Raw genomic sequence first — 16351 nt, forward strand, 5'->3', positions numbered from 1 at the left:
GCTGACCCGTGAAAATCTGCTGAACTGGGCGATGATTGCAGCCCTCCTGCTGGTGCCGCTGGCGGCCTGGACGCTGGATGAGCCGTTCATCATCACCTTGGCGACCAAGGCCGCGATCCTGGCGCTGGCCGGGGTGGGGCTGAATATCGCCCTTGGCCTTGGCGGTCTGATCAGCCTGGGCCATGCGGCATTTTTCGGCATTGGCGGCTATGCCATGGGGATCCTTGCAGCCCATGCCCAGAATTATGAACCGCTGTTTGACTGGCCGTTCCTGTTCGAGGGCAGCAACCAGATGCCGTTGATCTGGCTGGTGGCGGTTGCCGCCAGCGCGCTGGCGGCTCTGATGATTGGCGCCCTGTCTTTGCGCACGTCCGGTGTCTACTTCATCATGATCACACTCGCCTTTGGCCAGATGCTCTATTATTTCGCGATCAGCTGGAGCGCTTATGGCGGCGAGGACGGGCTGCCGATCTGGGTCCGCAATGAATTCCCCGGCTTGAACACATTGGACCCGATCCAGTTCTTTGCGATTGCCTATGTAATCCTGTGCCTGGCGCTGTTTTTCGCCGCACGGCTGGCGCGCTCGCCATTCGGACTGGCGCTGGCCGCTGCGCGCCAGAATGAGGACCGGGTAGAGGCAGTGGGTCTGACGCCCTTTACCCTGCGGCTGACGGCCTTTGTGATTTCCGGCGCCATCACCGGGCTGGCCGGGGCGCTGTTTGCTGACCTCAATCGCTTTGTCAGCCCCACCATGCTCAGCTGGCACACCAGCGGCGAGATCATGATTTTTGTGATCCTTGGCGGGGTGGGGCGGCTGTACGGTCCGGTGGCGGGTGCCGCTTTGTACATCATGCTTGAGCATCTTCTGGGCGGGATCAGCGATTATTGGCAGATCTTCCTTGGGATCCTGCTGCTGCTGATCGTGCTGTTTGCCCGCGGCGGGTTGATCGGGGCGCTGGCAGGACGGGAGAAGGCGCATGGCTGAGGCGGTGCTGAGGGCCAAGGGCCTGAACAAGAGCTTTGGCGCACTGCAGGCGAGCCGCGATGTCTCGCTGGATCTGCGGGCGGGAGAAATCCACGCGCTGATTGGTCCCAACGGGGCCGGGAAATCGACCTTGATCAAGCAGATCGCAGGCAATCTGGCGCCCGACAGCGGCGCGGTGGAGTTGCTGGGGCGCGACGTGACCGCATTGAATACAGTGGCGCGGGCGCGGATGGGGCTGGGGCGGACGTTTCAGATCTCGGCGCTGGCGATGGACTACACCGTTTTGCAGAACGCGGTGCTGGGCGCGCTCGGCGGGCGGGGCCGCCCGTTCCGTTTCTTCCGCAACGTGATGAAGGATCCGGAGCTGCTGGAGCAAGCAGGCGACGCGCTGGAGCGGGTCGGGCTGACAGAGGATGCGCAGCGCCGCACTGCCGATCTGTCCCACGGCCAGCGCCGCCAACTGGAAGTGGCCGTGGCGCTGACGCTGCAGCCAAGGTTGTTCCTGATGGATGAGCCGATGGCGGGGCTTGGATCGGCAGGCTCCAAGGCGCTGACCGGCTTCCTTGACGGCTTGCGGCAGGAGGCGCCGATCCTGCTGGTGGAGCACGACATGGACGCGGTTTTTGCCTTGGCCGACCGGATCAGCGTGCTGGTTTACGGCCAGATCATTGCCACCGGCACCGCCGATGACATCCGTGCCAATGCCGAGGTGCGCCGTGCCTATCTGGGAGAGGAGGACGCCGCATGAACCTGCTGTCTTTACAAGGGGTTGAAGCCGCATACGGTCCAGCGCAGGCCCTGTTCGGGGTCGATCTGGAGATCGCCGAGGGCGAGGTTGTGGCGCTGATGGGCCGCAACGGCATGGGCAAATCCACCACCATCAAGACCATTTGCGGGATGCTTGCAGCCACCAAGGGAGAGCTGCGGTTTGACGGCCAGGATCTGCGCCAGCTGCCCTCGTATAAAATCGCCCGGCTGGGTGTCGGGCTGGTGCCCGAAGGGCGGCGCTGCTTTGCGCCGCTGACGGTTGAGGAAAACCTGACGGCTGCAGCGCGCCCCGGCCCGTGGGATTTCCAGAAAGTTGCAGAGCTGTTCCCGCGGCTGGAGGAGCGGCGAAGCCAGAAAGCCGGGTCGTTGTCGGGCGGCGAACAGCAGATGCTGACCATCAGCCGCGCTCTGATGACCAACCCAAGGCTGCTCATCCTGGACGAGGCGACCGAGGGTTTGGCGCCGGTGGTGCGGCAGGAGATCTGGGCAGCGATTGCCCGGCTCAAAACCACCGCCGGGCTGGCCATTCTGGTGGTCGACAAATCGCTGAAGGAGCTTTCGGCCATTGCGGACCGTGCGGTGATCCTCAACAAGGGCAGCAATGCTTGGGGCGGCCGGATCGAAGAGCTTCCGGCCGAAGTGGCAAACCGGTTCTTGGGTGTGTAGGGGTGTTGCAACCATTCAGAAATGTCACCGGCTGCGCAGGCTAAGGGCAAACTGATGATAGGCCCATACGGCGAAACCAATCACGCTCCGAGGAAACCGGAAACCTTTGATCTCGGGCAGATCTTCGATATGCAGCATGAGAGCGAACTATCCCGCCGCTGCGGCGTCAGCAACCTGATAAAGCCGGCACCGCTGTTGTGCGCCGTGTCGGCACGGAGATGCGGTTCATCTATATTGGTATATTGGCGAAGACAGTGGCGAGACGCGCGCGCGCATCGAGGAGTTGCGAGCGACCGCGAAGGAACGTCAGGCCGAGCGTCCTCGGCTGGTCCGTTTGCTGCGAGCGGAAGGTATGACGCCTACCGGTCGGGCGACCGGTTCCATCCTCTCCGCCATGGCCGCCGCCGGTATCTTTCGGTTGGGTGGCACCCTCGTCGGGACCAATGCGTTTCGGCTATATGAGGGCGAGCTGGGTGTTCGCCTGCCCCTGGGCGGAATGGCCAATACCGGCGATATCGACATCGCCCAGTTCGAAAAGCTCAGCGTCGCCCTGCAGGATCAGGTCGAGCCGGGTCTGGCGGAAACCTTCTCGGCGCTGAAGTTCGACCCGGTGCCCGGACTCGGCAAAGGCCGGACCTGGCGGTGGGCGCAGGAGGGCAGCGGCCAATTGGTCGAGTTCCTGACACCGGCTTTCGGGGATGAGACGATCCGCGATTTGCAGGCATTGGGTGTGGGCGCGCAGGCGCTGAACTACCTCAACTTCCTGATCGCGGAGCCGATCCATGCAGCGGCCATCTATCGGTCCGGGGTTCTGGTGCAGGTCCCGCGCCCGGAGCGCTATGCGATCCACAAGCTGATCATCGCCGCCCGGCGGCGTGACGGGGCAGGAAGTCTCAAGCCGGTAAAGGACCGGGAGCAGGCAGCGTTCCTGATTAAGGCGATGGCCGAGGACCGGCTCGATGATTTGGCCGCGGCCTATGCCACCGCCACGGAGGCCGGCCCGCGCTGGCGAGAGCATATCGGCAATTCGCTGAAGCGGATGCCGGAAACGAAGGCTATCCTGGAGAGCCTGGGCGCGTGATCCTCAAGACGGTGGTCGTCGTGGTTCTGCTTGTCTTGGTAGAAGCTCTCCTTGAGCGCTTCACCGGACCGCCTCCTGATACCGTCCCTCTTTAGTGGGCCTCCTGATGGCGATCCATCCCCGTCGGTTTTGCGCGGGCGGTTGTAATGGGCAGTCAGCCCCGGACATCTATTCCCTGATCCAGATGCCAGGCGTCAAGCTGAAGACTGGCCATTCCGGGCAAACAGCAATCCGGACCCTGGCCCCTGCACGAGGCGGTGGCGAACGGCACTGCCAAGTTGATCGCATTCCGCTTCTCGGATAGCGCGGCGGATGTCGAAGATTTGCGGGCAGAGCGTGGCGTCATTGTCAGAAGCGAGGCCATCTGTCTCTGACGGCCACCACCTCGTCTGCGCGTCGGCCTTCACTCTGAAACAGGAGAAATCCGCGCGGGGCGCGCGGATTGCGTTGTTCAAGCGACGGGGCAGGGGATCGGCGGGCTTTGCCCGCTCACCTCAGCCCCGGCATGTTTCATTGAATTGTCCGCCCGCATCCTGGGCCGGGCCGGTCAAGGGGCAAGCGCCGCGTGGTGCGCGGCGGCTCCGGGAGGCCCGTGTCCTCGGCAGTGCCTGCGGGCCGCGCCAGCCTCCATCCGCCCCCGTGACAGTTGTCGGGCGATACATAGTTCTTCCATTCAATTTCCGTTAAGCTATTGATTTTGTGTCAGAGAATGACCGATGCTCGCACTTATCTTTCCTTTTTTGACACATAGGTTTGCCACTGGAAGAAGTAGAACTTTCTGACCTGCGACGAGCGTTCTTTACAGACCTACCCTGGACGATGCCCGCCGCAAGCTGGCGCTGTGGCGCTACGATTACAACAACGTCAGGCCGCACTCTTCGCTGGGGAACAAAACGCTCAGGCAAGCGCGGCAGGCGCTTGAGCTATTTGAGGCCTCCGCGCTTGCCAGGCCCGAGACTGACGACTACCAAAATCAAACCCGCAGACTCTCGTCATGAGCGAGAGACCAGTGGGGGGCAGGTCACTGCCCACGAGATGCAAGACGTTGAAGTGATGCTGCGGAATTGAGTCAACCAAGAGCAAGAACCCTCCGGGAATGGCAGCGGCCCTCAGAGGTCGATAAGCCGATTGGAACCTCGCTCGCGGAATTCATCAAGGCCAGTGGCGACAATGCCGCCACGCAAACAGGCCCCTCTCATTGATTGCTCCGCAATCAACTGCCGGGCATTGGGAACAGACGACGGTACTGACGAGAATGCCCGCAAATATCACCAAAAAACTCTTGCAATGCGGGAGCCACCCACAGATGACATTGGGAACCGGATGAAATCTATCCGAAGCGGGTCTGGCCTCGGTTAGCTATCGCAGCAAGCGATCAATTCTGCTGTTGTGCCAACCCATGTCTCTTCAAGTGCTGGGATCTTGGCGTACTGCATCAGTACAGAACCGTCACAGCACAAACAAGAAACCACCTCCACTTGATCTGCCTCTATGTAACGACCGTGTTCGGCTTGGTATCTTGAAAGAAGATCCACACGGTCCAGATGGCGTTTGTGCCCATTCCGCCGTACTTTTCTTCCAGCGGTAAAAAGTTTGTTCAGTCACGCCAATCTGTCTGATTGCGGCAATCCGGAGCATGCCTTGCCCCATCAGAACTTCAACCTGCCGTAACCTCACGACAATCTCTTCAGGCTTCGGTCTCTTTGTGGCCATCTATGGTCCTCCGCTTTCCTAAACATAGGCGCGGACCACTTCAAAGAGGGAGGCTCAGCGGCACCGTGCATACCTCGTTTTCGGTTGCCCCGGAAGAGGCCCGACATGGCGGTGGCGTGCTGATTGCCTATGACGCACTGGTACAGCCGCTGCTGGACAGCGGCAAGCTTTAATCTGCCAGCCAGAATTATCGCAAGGATCGCACCGGCTTTCGTCCGCTCACCCACTTTCGATCAGATCCAGCCATTCCTGCTGGCTAGCCCCGTATAAAACTGCGGCTGATCTACCCGGCCAAAGCCTAGCCTGAAGCTGCAATTGCTTCTCTCCTGGCGGGAGCGGCCCGGTAGCCTGGAAACGAGATACGCACAGAAGCCGCCGGATGGCGCTGGTGCCGTTTTGCAAATTTTCCTGAACATTGATACTATCAGTTCAGATTAATCGGATTTGTTCGCAATGCTCTGCGGAAATTTCTATGGCTTGCTGGTCTCTTGGCAGAGAAACAGCCGCACTTCTCAGACAGCGGACGAACCTGCGGTGCAACACCCTGCCGGGAGAGAAGGATCGGCGCTATGGACAGCCTTCTGACGCTATTGCCGATGCTGGTCAAAATGGCCATCGTCGTGGGCGTGCTGCTGCTGCTGCCCCTGCCGCTGACCTGGATGGAGCGCAAGATTGCCGCCCATATCCAGCAGCGTCCGGGGCCGATGCGGGTGGGTTGGCACGGGCTGCTGCAGCCCCTGGCGGATGCGCTCAAGCTGCTGACCAAGGAAGACCACATTCCCGCAGACGCCGACCGCCGCCTGTTTGCCATGGCGCCGGTGGTGGCGCTGGTGCCGCCGTTCCTGGTGTTCACCGCGATCCCATTCGGCGCGCCGGTACAGATGTTCGGGCAGGAGGTCACTTTGATGATCTCCGACATGAATGTGGGGCTGCTGTTCATCCTGGCGGTCTCCGGCATCGGGGTGTTCGGCACCATCCTGGCGGGCTGGTCCTCCAACAGCAAATACGCGGTGCTGGGCAGCCTGCGCTCGATTGCACAGATGATCTCGTATGAAATCCCGATGGGCTTTTCGGTGATCGGGGTGGTGATGCTGGCGCAGTCAATGAACCTGAGCCAGATTGTGACGGCCCAGTCGGGCCTGTGGAACGTAGTGCTGCAACCGGTCGGGTTCTTCGTCTTTTTCGTGGCCGGCCTGGCCGAGGCGCAGCGCATCCCCTTTGACCTGCCCGAAGCCGAGGGCGACCTGGGGGCGGGCTATCATACCGAGTACAGCGGCATCCGGTTTTCGCTGTTTATGCTGGCGGAGTACCTGGTGGTGGTGATGCTGGCGGCGCTGAATGTGCTCTTGTTCTTTGGCGGCTGGCAAGGGTCGCCCTTTTTTGTGCCGGAGCCGGTCTGGTTCCTGCTTAAGATCGGCTTCTTTGTCTGGGTCTTCATGTGGTTCCGCTTCACCTTCCCGCGTTACCGCTATGACCAGCTGATGACCATCGGCTGGAAGGTGCTGCTGCCCTTGTCCCTGCTGAACATCCTGGTCAGCGGGTTGTGGATGCTGTGAACGGAAGGAAACGAAGATGGCAAGAACATCGGTCAGAAAGTCAGGCTGGATCGGCAGGATCTTCTTTGCGGACCTGTTGGCCGGGCTGCGGCTGACGCTGCGCTATATGGTTTCGCGCACCGTGACCCACCGCTATCCGGATCACGAAAAATGGGTGCCCTACCAGCGTCACCGCGGTCATCACTTCATCAAGACCAACGACGAAGGCGACGTGAATTGCGTGGCCTGCGAATTGTGCTCGCAAATCTGCCCCTGCGATTGCATCATTGTCATCCCGTATGAAAACGAGAAAGGCGACCGGCGCCCGGAAGTGTTTGATATCAACCTGGCGCGCTGCCTTTATTGCGGGCTGTGCGAAGATGCCTGTCCGGCGGACGCAATCAAACTAGGTCAAGAATATGAGGTCGCCTGCGATCACCGGCCCAAGCTGGTGGTGCATCTGGAGGATCTGGTGGCCGCGCCGCGCAAGGCAGCGGACGGCGGCCAGCTGCGGCCCGCCCGGCTGGAGCCGGGCGGCAGCGGGCGCTCGGTGGCTGTTGCCGGAGGGGAGGCTGAAGGCCAGGACTGGTGGCGGCACATAAGGAAGGGAAAGTAGTTTGTTGCGGCTGGCGCCATGGAGGCATGGCGCGGGCGGCTGGGTAAAAGGGGGTGCAAATGTATGTCAAGGCGGTGCTGGGGGCAAAGGGATTTGAAACCTATTCGGTGGCCCCGGACGACAGCGTCCTGACGGCGCTGCAGCTGTTTAATTCCAAGAAGGTCGGATTTGCGGTTGTCCGGGACGCAGCCGGCAAGGTGGTTGGCGGGATCTCGGAACGCGATATCTGCATTGCGCTATCGGACCCGGAAGGGGCCGGCCGGAGATCCGCAGTGCGCGAGGTGATGACCACAGATATCCTCACCTGTGCGCCCGAGGACAATCTTATCAGGCTTATGGCGGTCATGACGGAAAAGAGAAACCGGCACATGCTGGTCTATGACGACGCGGGCCTGCAAGGCGTCATCAGCATCGGCGATGTGGTGAAGCACCGTCTGGATGAGATCATGCGCGAGGAAGAAGAGCTGCTGAAATACATCGAGGGCACCGGCTACAGCGTCTGAGGCCGAAACGCCGGCCCATGCGGATTCGAGAGCGGGAGATCACATACAGGGAGGGCATTTATGGAACAGGCATTTTTCCTGCTGCTTGCGGCGGTTGCGGTGGCGGCGGCGCTGCTGGTGGTGGCGGCCCGGAATCCGATCCACAGCGCGCTTGCCCTGGTGGCCTGCCTGGTGCAGATCGCCGCGCTTTACGTGATGCTGGGGGCGCCCTTCCTCGCAGTGATCCAGATTTTTGTCTATGTCGGCGCGGTCATGGTGCTGTTCCTGTTTGTCATCATGATGCTGGACGTGCGCAAGGAGGCTCAGGCGCGGTTTTTGCGCGGCACACCGCTGCCCGGGCTGGCGGTGCTGGCGATCCTGGCCGGAGAGCTGATTTTCCTGCTGCTGCAAAGCACCCGGCTGCATGCGGTCATGGGGCCCGGCCAGCCGGTAGCGGAACAGCCCCGGGTGGCGGAGCTCAGCCTGTTGTTGTTCCGGGAATACCTGCTGCCGTTTGAAGTCGCCTCGGTTATTCTGCTGGTTGCGCTGATCGGTGCGGTCGTGCTGGCGCGCGAGGACGGCGCCAAGGCGCCGAAACCCGTGTCTGAACAGCCGCGCGGGGCGGCGCGATGATCTCCACTTCTTGGTATCTGATCCTGGCGGCGGTGCTGTTTGTAATCGGCGCCGCCGGGGTTCTGCTGCGCCGAAATGTGCTGATCGTGCTGATGTCACTCGAACTCATGCTGAACAGCGTGACAATCAACCTAGTTGCCTTTGGCCATGTGCTGCAGGACCTGCGGGGCCAGATCATTGCCATTTTTGTTATTGCCATCACCGCCGCCGAAGTGGCGGTGGCGTTGGGAATCCTGGTCGCGCTGCTGCGCAACAATCACACGCTGGAAGTGGACAAGCTGACCGTTTTGAAAGGGTGAATTGGTGGAGTTCCTGCTGTCGACCCGGCCAATACTGGCCATTGCCGTCAGCCTGGCGGCAGCGGGGCTGATCCTGTGCCTGCACAAACGCCCGGATGCACGGGATGCGGTCTCGGTGGCGGCGGCGGTGCTGAAATTCGGGATTGTCATCTCGCTGGCACCCTTGGTGCTGGCAGGCAGCACGCTGGAACTCACCCTGTTCGAAGTCCTGCCGGGGGTGGATTTCGCCTTCCGCGTCGATGCCCTGGGGATGGTGTTTGCCACTGTCTCCAGCCTGCTGTGGATCTTCGCCGCACTCTATTCGATCGGCTATATGCGCAGCCTGAACGAACATGCGCAGACCCGGTTCTTTGCCGCCTTTGCGGTGTCCCTGTCGGCGGCCGTGGGCGGTGCCTTTGCCGCCAACCTGTTCACCTTGGTGATCTTTTACGAGCTGCTCAGTCTGGTGACCTATCCGCTGGTTTACCACAAGGAGGACAGCGAAAGCTGGACCGGCAGCCGCCGTTACGTGGTCTATCTGATCGGCGCCTCCAAATCCTTTCTGCTGGCGGCACTGGCGCTGACCTATCAGCTGGCCGGCTCCCTGGATTTCCTGCCGCAGGGGCTGCTGGCCGGCTCCGGCGCCGAGGGCTGGCTGCTGAGCGCTGTCTACCTCTGCTACCTTGCCGGCTTTGCCAAGGCGGCGGTGATGCCGTTCCATGCCTGGCTGCCGGCGGCGATGGTGGCCCCGACGCCCGTTTCCGCGCTGCTGCACGCGGTGGCGGTGGTGAAAATGGGCGTTTTCTGCATGCTGCGGGTGATCTTCCACGTGATGGGCGTCGATCTGATGGGCAGCCTGGGGCTGGGCATCGCCACCGCCTATCTGGTCTCTTTCACCATCGTGATGGCGTCCATTTATGCGCTGACCCGCGACGACCTTAAGGCGCGGCTGGCCTATTCGACCGTCAGCCAGCTCTCCTACATCATCCTTGGCGCGGTGCTGCTGACGCCGATGGCAGCGATTGGCGGTATCACCCATATCGCAGCACATGCGTTTTCCAAGATCACCCTGTTCTTCTGTGCGGGCTCGATCTACTGCGCCTCGAACCGGCGCAAGATCAGCGATCTGGCAGGCATCGGGCGGCGGCTGCCCTGGACCATGGCGGCGTTCTTTATCGGCTCGCTTGGCATGATCGGCATCCCGCCGTCGGGCGGATTTGTCAGCAAATGGTATCTGGTGCTGGGTTCGGCCGGCGGGCAGGAAATAGTGTTCCTGATCGTGCTGCTGGTCAGCGCGCTGCTGAATGCCGCCTATTTCCTGCCGGTGACCTACACCGCGTTCTTCGAACCGGAAAAGCCCGGCGCTCCGGGGCTGGTGGCGATGCAGGAAGTGCGCGAGATCCCGATGGTGGCGGTGCCGCTGCTGATCACCGCGCTGTTGTCGCTGGCGCTGGGGCTGTACCCGGGATTTTTCGTTGAACTGGCGCAGCTTGTGATGCGCGGGGCGGGGTTGTGATGATTGCGCGGCTGGTGAATTTCTTTGGCGATGCGCGTTATCAGAAAATGCGCTGGCGGCTGCTTGTTGCGGTGCTGGCGCTGATCCTGATTGCCGATCTGCTGGTGCCGCGCCATCACAGCGAGCACTTCTGGGACGCCATCCCCGGCTGGGGCGCGGTGTTCGGTTTTGCCAGCTGTGTTGCCATCATTTTCGTCAGCAAGTTCATCGGCCACAGCGGCGGCATCATGCGGGACGAGGACTATTATGACTGAGTGGCTGCACCCCGCATTGCTGATGCTCCTCGGAGCCGCGCTGCTGCCGCTGACCCGCGGCCTGGCGCAAAAGGCGCTGTCGCTGATCGTGCCGCTGCTGGTTCTGTTGAGCGTGGCGCAAATGACGCCGGGCACCGCTGGCGGGATTGCTTTTGCCGGGATCGATCTGGTGCTGTTCAAAGCCGACAGGCTGTCGCTGGTTTTTGCCTGGGTCTTTGCCATCATGTCGGTGATCGGCAACCTTTATGCCTGGCATATTGCGGACACCGGTCAGCGGGTAAGCGCCTTCCTATATGCCGGCAGCGCCTTTGGCGTGGTCTTTGCCGGCGACTGGTTCACTCTGCTGATGGCCTGGGAAGTAATGGCCTTTGCCTCGGCTTATCTGATCTTCGCCTCCCGCAACGCGGCGGCGGTAGCAGCGGGCTTCCGCTATCTGCTGGTGCATGTGGCGGGAGGGGTGCTGCTGTTCGGCGGCATTGTACTGCACGGGGTGCAGACCGGTTCCTGGCTGGTGGGGCCGCTGGAGCCCGGGCAGGGGGGCTTGGCCTACTGGCTGATCCTGATTTCCTTCATGGTGAACGCCGCGGTGCCGCCGCTCAATGCCTGGCTGACTGATGCTTACCCCGAAGCCACCGTGACCGGGGCGGTCTTCCTCAGCGCCTTTACCACCAAGACCGCCGTCTATGTGCTGATCCGCAATTACCCGGGGGCTGAGATCCTGGTGGGATTCGGCGTCGCAATGGCGCTTTACGGCGTGGTGTTTGCGGTGCTGGAGAACGACTGCCGCCGGCTGCTGGCCTATCACATCGTCAGCCAGGTCGGCTACATGGTGGCGGGCGTTGGCATCGGCACGGAAATGGCGCTGAACGGGGCTGCCAGCCATGCCTTTGCGCATATCCTCTACAAGGGGCTTCTGTTCATGGGGGCAGGAGCCGTAATCCTGATGGCAGGGCGGCGCAAGCTGACCGAGCTGGGCGGCCTTTACCGGACGATGCCGCTGACCGTCGTGCTTTACATGATCGGCGCCTTTGCCATCTCAGCCTTCCCGCTGTTCAGCGGTTTTGTCAGCAAATCCATGGTGGTCTCCGCAGCGGCGGGGGATCACCGGGCCATCGCGGCGCTGCTGCTGACCGTGGCGTCCTCCGGCACCTTCCTGCACACCGGGCTGAAGCTGCCTTATTACATGTTCTTCGGCAAGGACTGCGGGCTGAGGCCGCCGGAGCCGCCGCTGAACATGCTGCTGGCGATGGGAATTGCCGCAATGTTCTGCATCGGCATCGGGGTGTATCCGCAGGCGCTGTATGCCTTACTGCCCTATCCGGTGAACTATCAGCCTTATACGGCTGTGCATGTGACCGAGAGCCTGGGAGTCCTGATGTTCACCTTGCTGGCCTTTGTGCTGCTGCTGAAACATCTGGACCCGGAGGACACCATCAGCCTGGACACCGACTGGGTCTACCGGCGCGGCGCGCGGCTGTTCATGCGGCTGGCCCGGGGGCCGGTGCTGGTCTGGGAGCAGATGCTGATCACCCTGGGCGACGGCACCGGGCTGCGGCTGATGCACAGTCTGTCGCGGCTGAGCTTGCTGGCGGACATCCGGGTGGTTGATGCGCTGGTCAATGGCGTGGCCAGGACCGCCCGGCGGGGCGGGCTTGTGCTGCAACGGCTGCAGACCGGAGTGGTGTCTCATTATGCCTTCTGGATCATCGCCGGGCTGATTGCAGTGCTGGGGTGGCCGCTGGTGGCCGGGATCGGTGCGCCATGAGCGGGCTGCCGATCCTCAGCATTCTGATCCTGCTGCCGGCAGTGGGGGCAATCGCGGTGCCGTTCCTGCGCAGCAAGGACACTGTGCGCTGGTTCACCCTGCTGGTGCTGCTGGCGGATTTCCTGCTGGCGGTCTGGATACTGGCTGCCTTTGATCCGGCAACCGCAGAGATGCAGTTCCGCGAGACCCGTATCTGGGTGCCTGCGCTCAACATGGGTTATCGGCTGGGCATCGACGGCATCAGCGTCTGGTTTGTGCTGCTGACCACGCTCTTGGGCTGGATCTGCGTGCTGGCCTCCTGGCGCGCCATTGCCGAGCGGGTGAAGGAGTTCATGACCTGCCTCTTGGCAATCCAGAGCATGATGGTCGGCGTGTTCTGTGCGCTTGATCTGGTGCTGTTCTACGTGCTGTGGGAGGTGATGCTGGTGCCGATGTATCTGATCATCGGCATCTGGGGCGGCGGCAACCGGACCTATGCGGCCTTCAAGTTCTTTCTCTACACGCTGGCGGGTAGCCTGCTGTTTCTGGTTGGCCTGCTGGCGCTGTATTTTGCCGGCGGGCGTACCTTTGACATGCTGGCGCTGATGGCGGTGGAGTACCCGTTCCGCCTGCAAGTCTGGGTGTTCCTGGCCTTTCTGGTCGCCTTTGCGGTTAAGGTGCCGATGGTGCCGGTGCACACCTGGCTGCCGGACGCCCATGTGCAGGCGCCGACGGCAGGCAGCATCATTCTTGCCGGTGTGTTGCTGAAGATGGGCGCCTATGGCTTCCTGCGCTTCTCGCTGCCGATGCTGCCGGATGCCTCGCAATACCTGGCCCCGCTGATGATCACCCTGTCGGCGGCAGCGATTGTTTATGGCGGGCTGCTGGCGCTGGCCCAAAGCGACATCAAGAAGCTGATCGCCTATTCCAGCGTCAGCCACATGGGGTTTGTCACCCTCGGCCTGTTCACATTCGAGGTGAACGGTATGTCCGGCGCGGTGATTCAAATGTTCAACCACGGGATCACAACCAGCGCTCTGTTCCTGTTTGTCGGGCTGATCTACGAGCGCACCCATAGCCGCGAGATTGCCGCCTATGGCGGCATGATCAAGGCGGTGCCGCTGTTCGGCATCTTGTTTGCTGCCTTCCTGCTGGCCTCGATGGCGGTGCCCGGCACCAATGGGTTTATCGGCGAGATTCTGGTGCTGGCGGGCACCTTCGGAGTGAGCGGCTGGGCCGGAACCGCGGGTGTTCTGGGCGCGCTGATTGGTGCGGCCTATCTGCTGGGGCTTTACCGGCAGGTGCTGTTGGGCCCGGTCAAAGTGCCGGAGGGGTCGGTGATGCAGGATCTGCGCCGCCGTGAGCTGGCATGCGCGTTGCCGCTGCTGCTGTTCGTGTTCTGGTTCGGCCTCTACCCGAAACCCTTCCTGACCGTCCTGCAGCCGTCGCTCGACCATCTGATGACGCAGATCACGCAAGCGGAGGAAGTAGCAACGGGGGGGCTGGCATGGAGATGACATCCGTCACCGCCTCGGTTTTGGCTTCTGGCCCCGAGATCATCATCATCCTAGGCGCCTGCACGGTGCTGATGCTGTCGCTGCTGCCTGATCCGGGCCATGTCAGATGGCTGGCGGGGCTGAGCCTCTTGATGATCGCCCTGGCAGCGGGTATGAGCTGGGGCCTCGGCGGCACCTCGCAACTGGCCTATTCCGGCATGTTTGCGGCCGATCCCTTCTCCACGTTTTTCAAGATGGTGCTGTACCTTGGCACCGCGCTGACCATCCTGATGTCCGGCGGCTACCTGGCCACGGAGAGAATGGTCAGAGGCGAATACTACGCCCTGCTGCTCTGCGCGCTGGCGGGGGCAATGATCATGGTGTCGGGCACCGATCTGGTGATCATCTACGTCGGTCTCGAGCTGCAGGCGCTGTCGGTTTATGTGCTGGTGGGGTTCCTGAAAACCAATGGGCGCTCGAACGAGGCGGCGCTGAAATATGTGATCCTCGGCGCCTTTTCCTCAGGCCTGCTTCTGTTTGGCCTGTCGCTGTTCTATGGCCTTGCAGGCACCACCCAGCTGCAGGCGCTGCAATCCGCGCTGTCGGCGCAGGATGTTGCCAGCCCGCTTTTGGTGCTGGCGGCGCTGTTTCTGGTGGCGGGGCTTTTGTTCAAGATCGGCGCAGTGCCGTTCCACATGTGGGTGCCTGATATCTACGAAGGCGCGCCGTCGCCGATCACCGGTTTCATGGCAGCGGTGGGCAAGGCCGCGGCTTTTGCGGTGGTGCTGCGCATCCTGATGCTGGATCTGGTGGCGCTCGACCCTGTCTGGCGCGCCAGCGTGGCGGCGGTGGCGGTGCTGACCCTGGGGCTGGGCAGCCTGGCGGCGCTGGTGCAGGACAATATCAAGCGGATGCTGGCCTATTCCTCGGTCGCCCATGCCGGCTTCCTGCTGCTGGGGCTGATTGCGGGCGGCCCCGAAGGGCTGGCCAGCGTGATGCTCTACCTGCTGATTTTCACCTTCATGACGCTGGGCCTGTTTGCCGTCGTTGTCCTGCTGAACGAAGGCGCCGCGCAGGGCGAGCCGATCACGGCCTTTGCGGGCCTGGCCCGGACCCATGCTGCCTTGGCGGCGCTGGCGCTGGTGTTCCTGTTCTCGCTGGCAGGCATCCCGCCGACAGGAGGCTTCTTTGCCAAGTTCTATGTGCTGATGGCGCTGATCGAGACAGGCCATGCGGTGCTGGCGGTGATCGCGGTGCTGCTGAGCGCGGTGGCGGCCTGGTTCTATCTGCGGATCATCATGCTGATGTACACCCAGGCGCCCGCCGGCCCGGCGCCGATTGCGGTTTCCGTGCCGCTGCGGCTGGTTCTGGCGGTGACTCTGGCGGGCACTTTGGCCACTGGCATTCTGCCTGCCTGGTTCCTGGGGCTGGCGCAGACGGCAGCGGCGGCGGGATTTGGTTGAATGGGAGCTTTGGTGTATCATTGTTCCTTGAAAAGCACAGCAATGACCGTGCTGAAGACAAGAGCAGCGTTTCCCTAGACGCTGATCCGCCCGGCGGCACGCCGGGCAGCACCCGACCGGTCCGCCGAACGGAAGGTTCGCCTTCGGCAAAACGGGCGGGCACTGCCTTCAGAGAATCCGAACGGCGTTGCAGCTGGCGAGAAGCGCATTCGCGAACTCGGGAAGGGCTAAGGCCCGCCTGAAATATGAGGAAAACAGCATGCCTATCGACTTTCTGCCCGTGTTTCTGATGGTTGCGGTGGTTGTCGCGCTGTCGGTCTTCATCCTGACCCTGTCGCGGCTGATCCGGCCGGACAACCCCTACCCGGAAAAGAACCGCCCCTATGAATGCGGCGTCGACCATGTCGGCGAGGCTTCGGGCGGGCTGTTCAAGGTTCAATACTTTGTGATCGCCATCCTGTTTGTGGTCTTCGATGTCGAGACCATGTTCCTGTTCCCCTGGGCGGTGGTGCTGAGCGACCTAGGCCTGTTCGGCTATATAGAAATGTTCGTGTTCATAGCGCTGCTGCTGGTCGGCTTTGCCTATGCCTGGATCAAGGGAGCGCTCGAATGGGTGTCCTGACCAACCGTTTCCAGGACAGCGTGCTGTTCACCACCTCCGACAATATCATCAACTGGAGCCGCAAATCCTCGCTCTGGCCGCAGACCTTCGGCATCGCCTGCTGTGCGATCGAGATGATTTCGGCAGGCTGCGCGCGCTATGATCTGGACCGGTTCGGCGTCGTGTTCCGGCCCTCGCCCCGGCAATCTGATGTAATGATCGTGGCGGGCACGGTGACCCGCAAGATGGCGCCGATCGTGCGGCGGCTCTATGATCAGATGGCTGAGCCGCGTTATGTTATCGCCATGGGCACCTGCGCGATTTCCGGCGGCGTCTACAACACTTACGCCGTGGTGCAGGGCGTCGATTGCATCATTCCGGTCGATATCCATGTGGCCGGCTGCCCGCCGCGGCCCGAGGCGCTGCTGCATGGTTTCCTGCAGCTGCAGGAGAAGATCACCGGCACCAGGGTATTGCGGGCCGAACCGGACGTGCTGCCGTCCCCGGAGGGGGCGTGATC

General features: G+C 62.1%; 16 protein-coding genes and 3 pseudogenes. 17 read left to right on the plus strand and 2 right to left on the minus strand.

The genetic code is table 11. The features are described from left to right. Nucleotide 1 precedes the first annotated feature (1 nt). From A2I95_RS14185 to A2I95_RS14195, 3 genes are read left to right on the plus strand one after another with little or no spacing between them, the layout of a single operon-like run. Complete coding sequence (locus A2I95_RS14185; protein ID WP_291730536.1) at nt 2–985, plus strand: branched-chain amino acid ABC transporter permease; 984 nt, start codon at nt 2–4, stop codon at nt 983–985. After that, nucleotides 978–1733 carry an ABC transporter ATP-binding protein gene (locus tag A2I95_RS14190; protein ID WP_291730506.1) on the plus strand — a complete coding sequence of 252 codons (756 nt, stop codon included), beginning with the start codon at nt 978–980 and terminating at the stop codon, nt 1731–1733. The genes A2I95_RS14185 and A2I95_RS14190 overlap by 8 nt, the downstream gene beginning before the upstream one ends. Continuing rightward, nucleotides 1730–2419 (plus strand): ABC transporter ATP-binding protein, encoded by a 690-nt coding sequence (locus A2I95_RS14195; protein WP_291730507.1) that lies wholly within the window; start codon nt 1730–1732, stop codon nt 2417–2419. The genes A2I95_RS14190 and A2I95_RS14195 overlap by 4 nt, the downstream gene beginning before the upstream one ends. 33 nt (nt 2420–2452) lie before the next feature. Here the strand turns inward: A2I95_RS14195 and A2I95_RS14200 are convergent. Beyond that, nucleotides 2453–2557 (minus strand): annotated as a pseudogene (locus A2I95_RS14200) (IS6 family transposase); the annotation flags it as partial. A gap of 214 nt (nt 2558–2771) precedes the next feature. Here A2I95_RS14200 and A2I95_RS14205 point away from each other — a divergent pair. Then, nucleotides 2772–3500, plus strand: a complete 729-nt coding sequence (locus A2I95_RS14205) for a GSU2403 family nucleotidyltransferase fold protein (RefSeq protein WP_367151577.1) — start codon at nt 2772–2774, stop codon at nt 3498–3500. An 809-nt stretch (nt 3501–4309) separates the two neighbouring features. After that, a pseudogene (locus A2I95_RS14210) lies at nt 4310–4498 on the plus strand (integrase core domain-containing protein); the annotation flags it as partial. 498 nt (nt 4499–4996) lie between these two features. On the opposite strand, the pseudogene A2I95_RS14215 reads toward A2I95_RS14210, so the two are convergent. Further along, nucleotides 4997–5213 (minus strand): annotated as a pseudogene (locus A2I95_RS14215) (IS3 family transposase); the annotation flags it as partial. A 569-nt stretch (nt 5214–5782) separates the two neighbouring features. On the opposite strand from A2I95_RS14215, the gene nuoH reads away from it, so the two are divergent. From nuoH to A2I95_RS14275, 12 genes are all read left to right on the plus strand, one after another. Next, nucleotides 5783–6769: an NADH-quinone oxidoreductase subunit NuoH gene (gene nuoH / locus A2I95_RS14220; RefSeq protein ID WP_291730508.1), complete on the plus strand. Its 987-nt coding sequence runs from the start codon at nt 5783–5785 to the stop codon at nt 6767–6769. A gap of 16 nt (nt 6770–6785) precedes the next feature. Further along, nucleotides 6786–7364 carry a 4Fe-4S dicluster domain-containing protein gene (locus A2I95_RS14225; RefSeq protein WP_291730509.1) on the plus strand — a complete coding sequence of 193 codons (579 nt, stop codon included), beginning with the start codon at nt 6786–6788 and terminating at the stop codon, nt 7362–7364. 59 nt (nt 7365–7423) lie between these two features. Then, entirely contained in the window at nt 7424–7867 is a 444-nt protein-coding gene (locus tag A2I95_RS14230; protein WP_291730510.1) for a CBS domain-containing protein, read from the plus strand. Between the two features lie 60 nt (nt 7868–7927). Beyond that, a complete protein-coding gene (locus A2I95_RS14235; RefSeq protein ID WP_291730511.1) occupies nt 7928–8479 on the plus strand; it encodes an NADH-quinone oxidoreductase subunit J in 552 nt (183 codons plus the stop codon). Next, nucleotides 8476–8778 (plus strand): NADH-quinone oxidoreductase subunit NuoK, encoded by a 303-nt coding sequence (nuoK, locus tag A2I95_RS14240; protein ID WP_291730512.1) that lies wholly within the window; start codon nt 8476–8478, stop codon nt 8776–8778. The genes A2I95_RS14235 and nuoK overlap by 4 nt, the downstream gene beginning before the upstream one ends. Nucleotides 8779–8782: 4 nt before the next feature. After that, nucleotides 8783–10273 (plus strand): monovalent cation/H+ antiporter subunit D family protein, encoded by a 1491-nt coding sequence (locus A2I95_RS14245; RefSeq protein WP_291730513.1) that lies wholly within the window; start codon nt 8783–8785, stop codon nt 10271–10273. Next, nucleotides 10273–10527, plus strand: a complete 255-nt coding sequence (locus tag A2I95_RS14250) for a hypothetical protein (RefSeq protein ID WP_291730514.1) — start codon at nt 10273–10275, stop codon at nt 10525–10527. Before A2I95_RS14245 ends, A2I95_RS14250 begins: the two co-directional genes overlap by 1 nt. Next, entirely contained in the window at nt 10520–12292 is a 1773-nt protein-coding gene (locus A2I95_RS14255) for a Na(+)/H(+) antiporter subunit D (RefSeq protein ID WP_291730515.1), read from the plus strand. The genes A2I95_RS14250 and A2I95_RS14255 overlap by 8 nt, the downstream gene beginning before the upstream one ends. Continuing rightward, entirely contained in the window at nt 12289–13788 is a 1500-nt protein-coding gene (locus tag A2I95_RS14260) for an NADH-quinone oxidoreductase subunit M (RefSeq protein WP_291730516.1), read from the plus strand. Before A2I95_RS14255 ends, A2I95_RS14260 begins: the two co-directional genes overlap by 4 nt. After that, entirely contained in the window at nt 13779–15230 is a 1452-nt protein-coding gene (locus A2I95_RS14265; protein ID WP_291730517.1) for an NADH-quinone oxidoreductase subunit N, read from the plus strand. The genes A2I95_RS14260 and A2I95_RS14265 overlap by 10 nt, the downstream gene beginning before the upstream one ends. Nucleotides 15231–15489: 259 nt before the next feature. Beyond that, nucleotides 15490–15852: an NADH-quinone oxidoreductase subunit A gene (locus tag A2I95_RS14270; protein ID WP_039164479.1), complete on the plus strand. Its 363-nt coding sequence runs from the start codon at nt 15490–15492 to the stop codon at nt 15850–15852. Continuing rightward, nucleotides 15840–16349 carry an NADH-quinone oxidoreductase subunit B gene (locus tag A2I95_RS14275; RefSeq protein ID WP_291730518.1) on the plus strand — a complete coding sequence of 170 codons (510 nt, stop codon included), beginning with the start codon at nt 15840–15842 and terminating at the stop codon, nt 16347–16349. Before A2I95_RS14270 ends, A2I95_RS14275 begins: the two co-directional genes overlap by 13 nt. The last annotated feature ends 2 nt before the right edge of the window (nt 16350–16351 follow it).

It is taken from the genome of Leisingera sp. F5 (genome assembly GCF_001593695.1).

What these genes read in the sequence shown, in the direction of transcription:
- nuoH (WP_291730508.1), top strand. Translation starts at nt 5,783, where the DNA reads ATGGACAGCCTTCTGACGCTATTGCCGATGCTGGTCAAAATGGCCATC.
- A2I95_RS14275 (WP_291730518.1), top strand. Translation starts at nt 15,840, where the DNA reads ATGGGTGTCCTGACCAACCGTTTCCAGGACAGCGTGCTGTTCACCACC.
- A2I95_RS14270 (WP_039164479.1), top strand. Translation starts at nt 15,490, where the DNA reads ATGCCTATCGACTTTCTGCCCGTGTTTCTGATGGTTGCGGTGGTTGTC.
- A2I95_RS14225 (WP_291730509.1), top strand. Translation starts at nt 6,786, where the DNA reads ATGGCAAGAACATCGGTCAGAAAGTCAGGCTGGATCGGCAGGATCTTC.
- A2I95_RS14205 (WP_367151577.1), top strand. Translation starts at nt 2,772, where the DNA reads ATGACGCCTACCGGTCGGGCGACCGGTTCCATCCTCTCCGCCATGGCC.
- A2I95_RS14195 (WP_291730507.1), top strand. Translation starts at nt 1,730, where the DNA reads ATGAACCTGCTGTCTTTACAAGGGGTTGAAGCCGCATACGGTCCAGCG.
- nuoK (WP_291730512.1), top strand. Translation starts at nt 8,476, where the DNA reads ATGATCTCCACTTCTTGGTATCTGATCCTGGCGGCGGTGCTGTTTGTA.
- A2I95_RS14250 (WP_291730514.1), top strand. Translation starts at nt 10,273, where the DNA reads ATGATTGCGCGGCTGGTGAATTTCTTTGGCGATGCGCGTTATCAGAAA.
- A2I95_RS14235 (WP_291730511.1), top strand. Translation starts at nt 7,928, where the DNA reads ATGGAACAGGCATTTTTCCTGCTGCTTGCGGCGGTTGCGGTGGCGGCG.
- A2I95_RS14190 (WP_291730506.1), top strand. Translation starts at nt 978, where the DNA reads ATGGCTGAGGCGGTGCTGAGGGCCAAGGGCCTGAACAAGAGCTTTGGC.
- A2I95_RS14230 (WP_291730510.1), top strand. Translation starts at nt 7,424, where the DNA reads ATGTATGTCAAGGCGGTGCTGGGGGCAAAGGGATTTGAAACCTATTCG.
- A2I95_RS14260 (WP_291730516.1), top strand. Translation starts at nt 12,289, where the DNA reads ATGAGCGGGCTGCCGATCCTCAGCATTCTGATCCTGCTGCCGGCAGTG.
- A2I95_RS14255 (WP_291730515.1), top strand. Translation starts at nt 10,520, where the DNA reads ATGACTGAGTGGCTGCACCCCGCATTGCTGATGCTCCTCGGAGCCGCG.
- A2I95_RS14265 (WP_291730517.1), top strand. Translation starts at nt 13,779, where the DNA reads ATGGAGATGACATCCGTCACCGCCTCGGTTTTGGCTTCTGGCCCCGAG.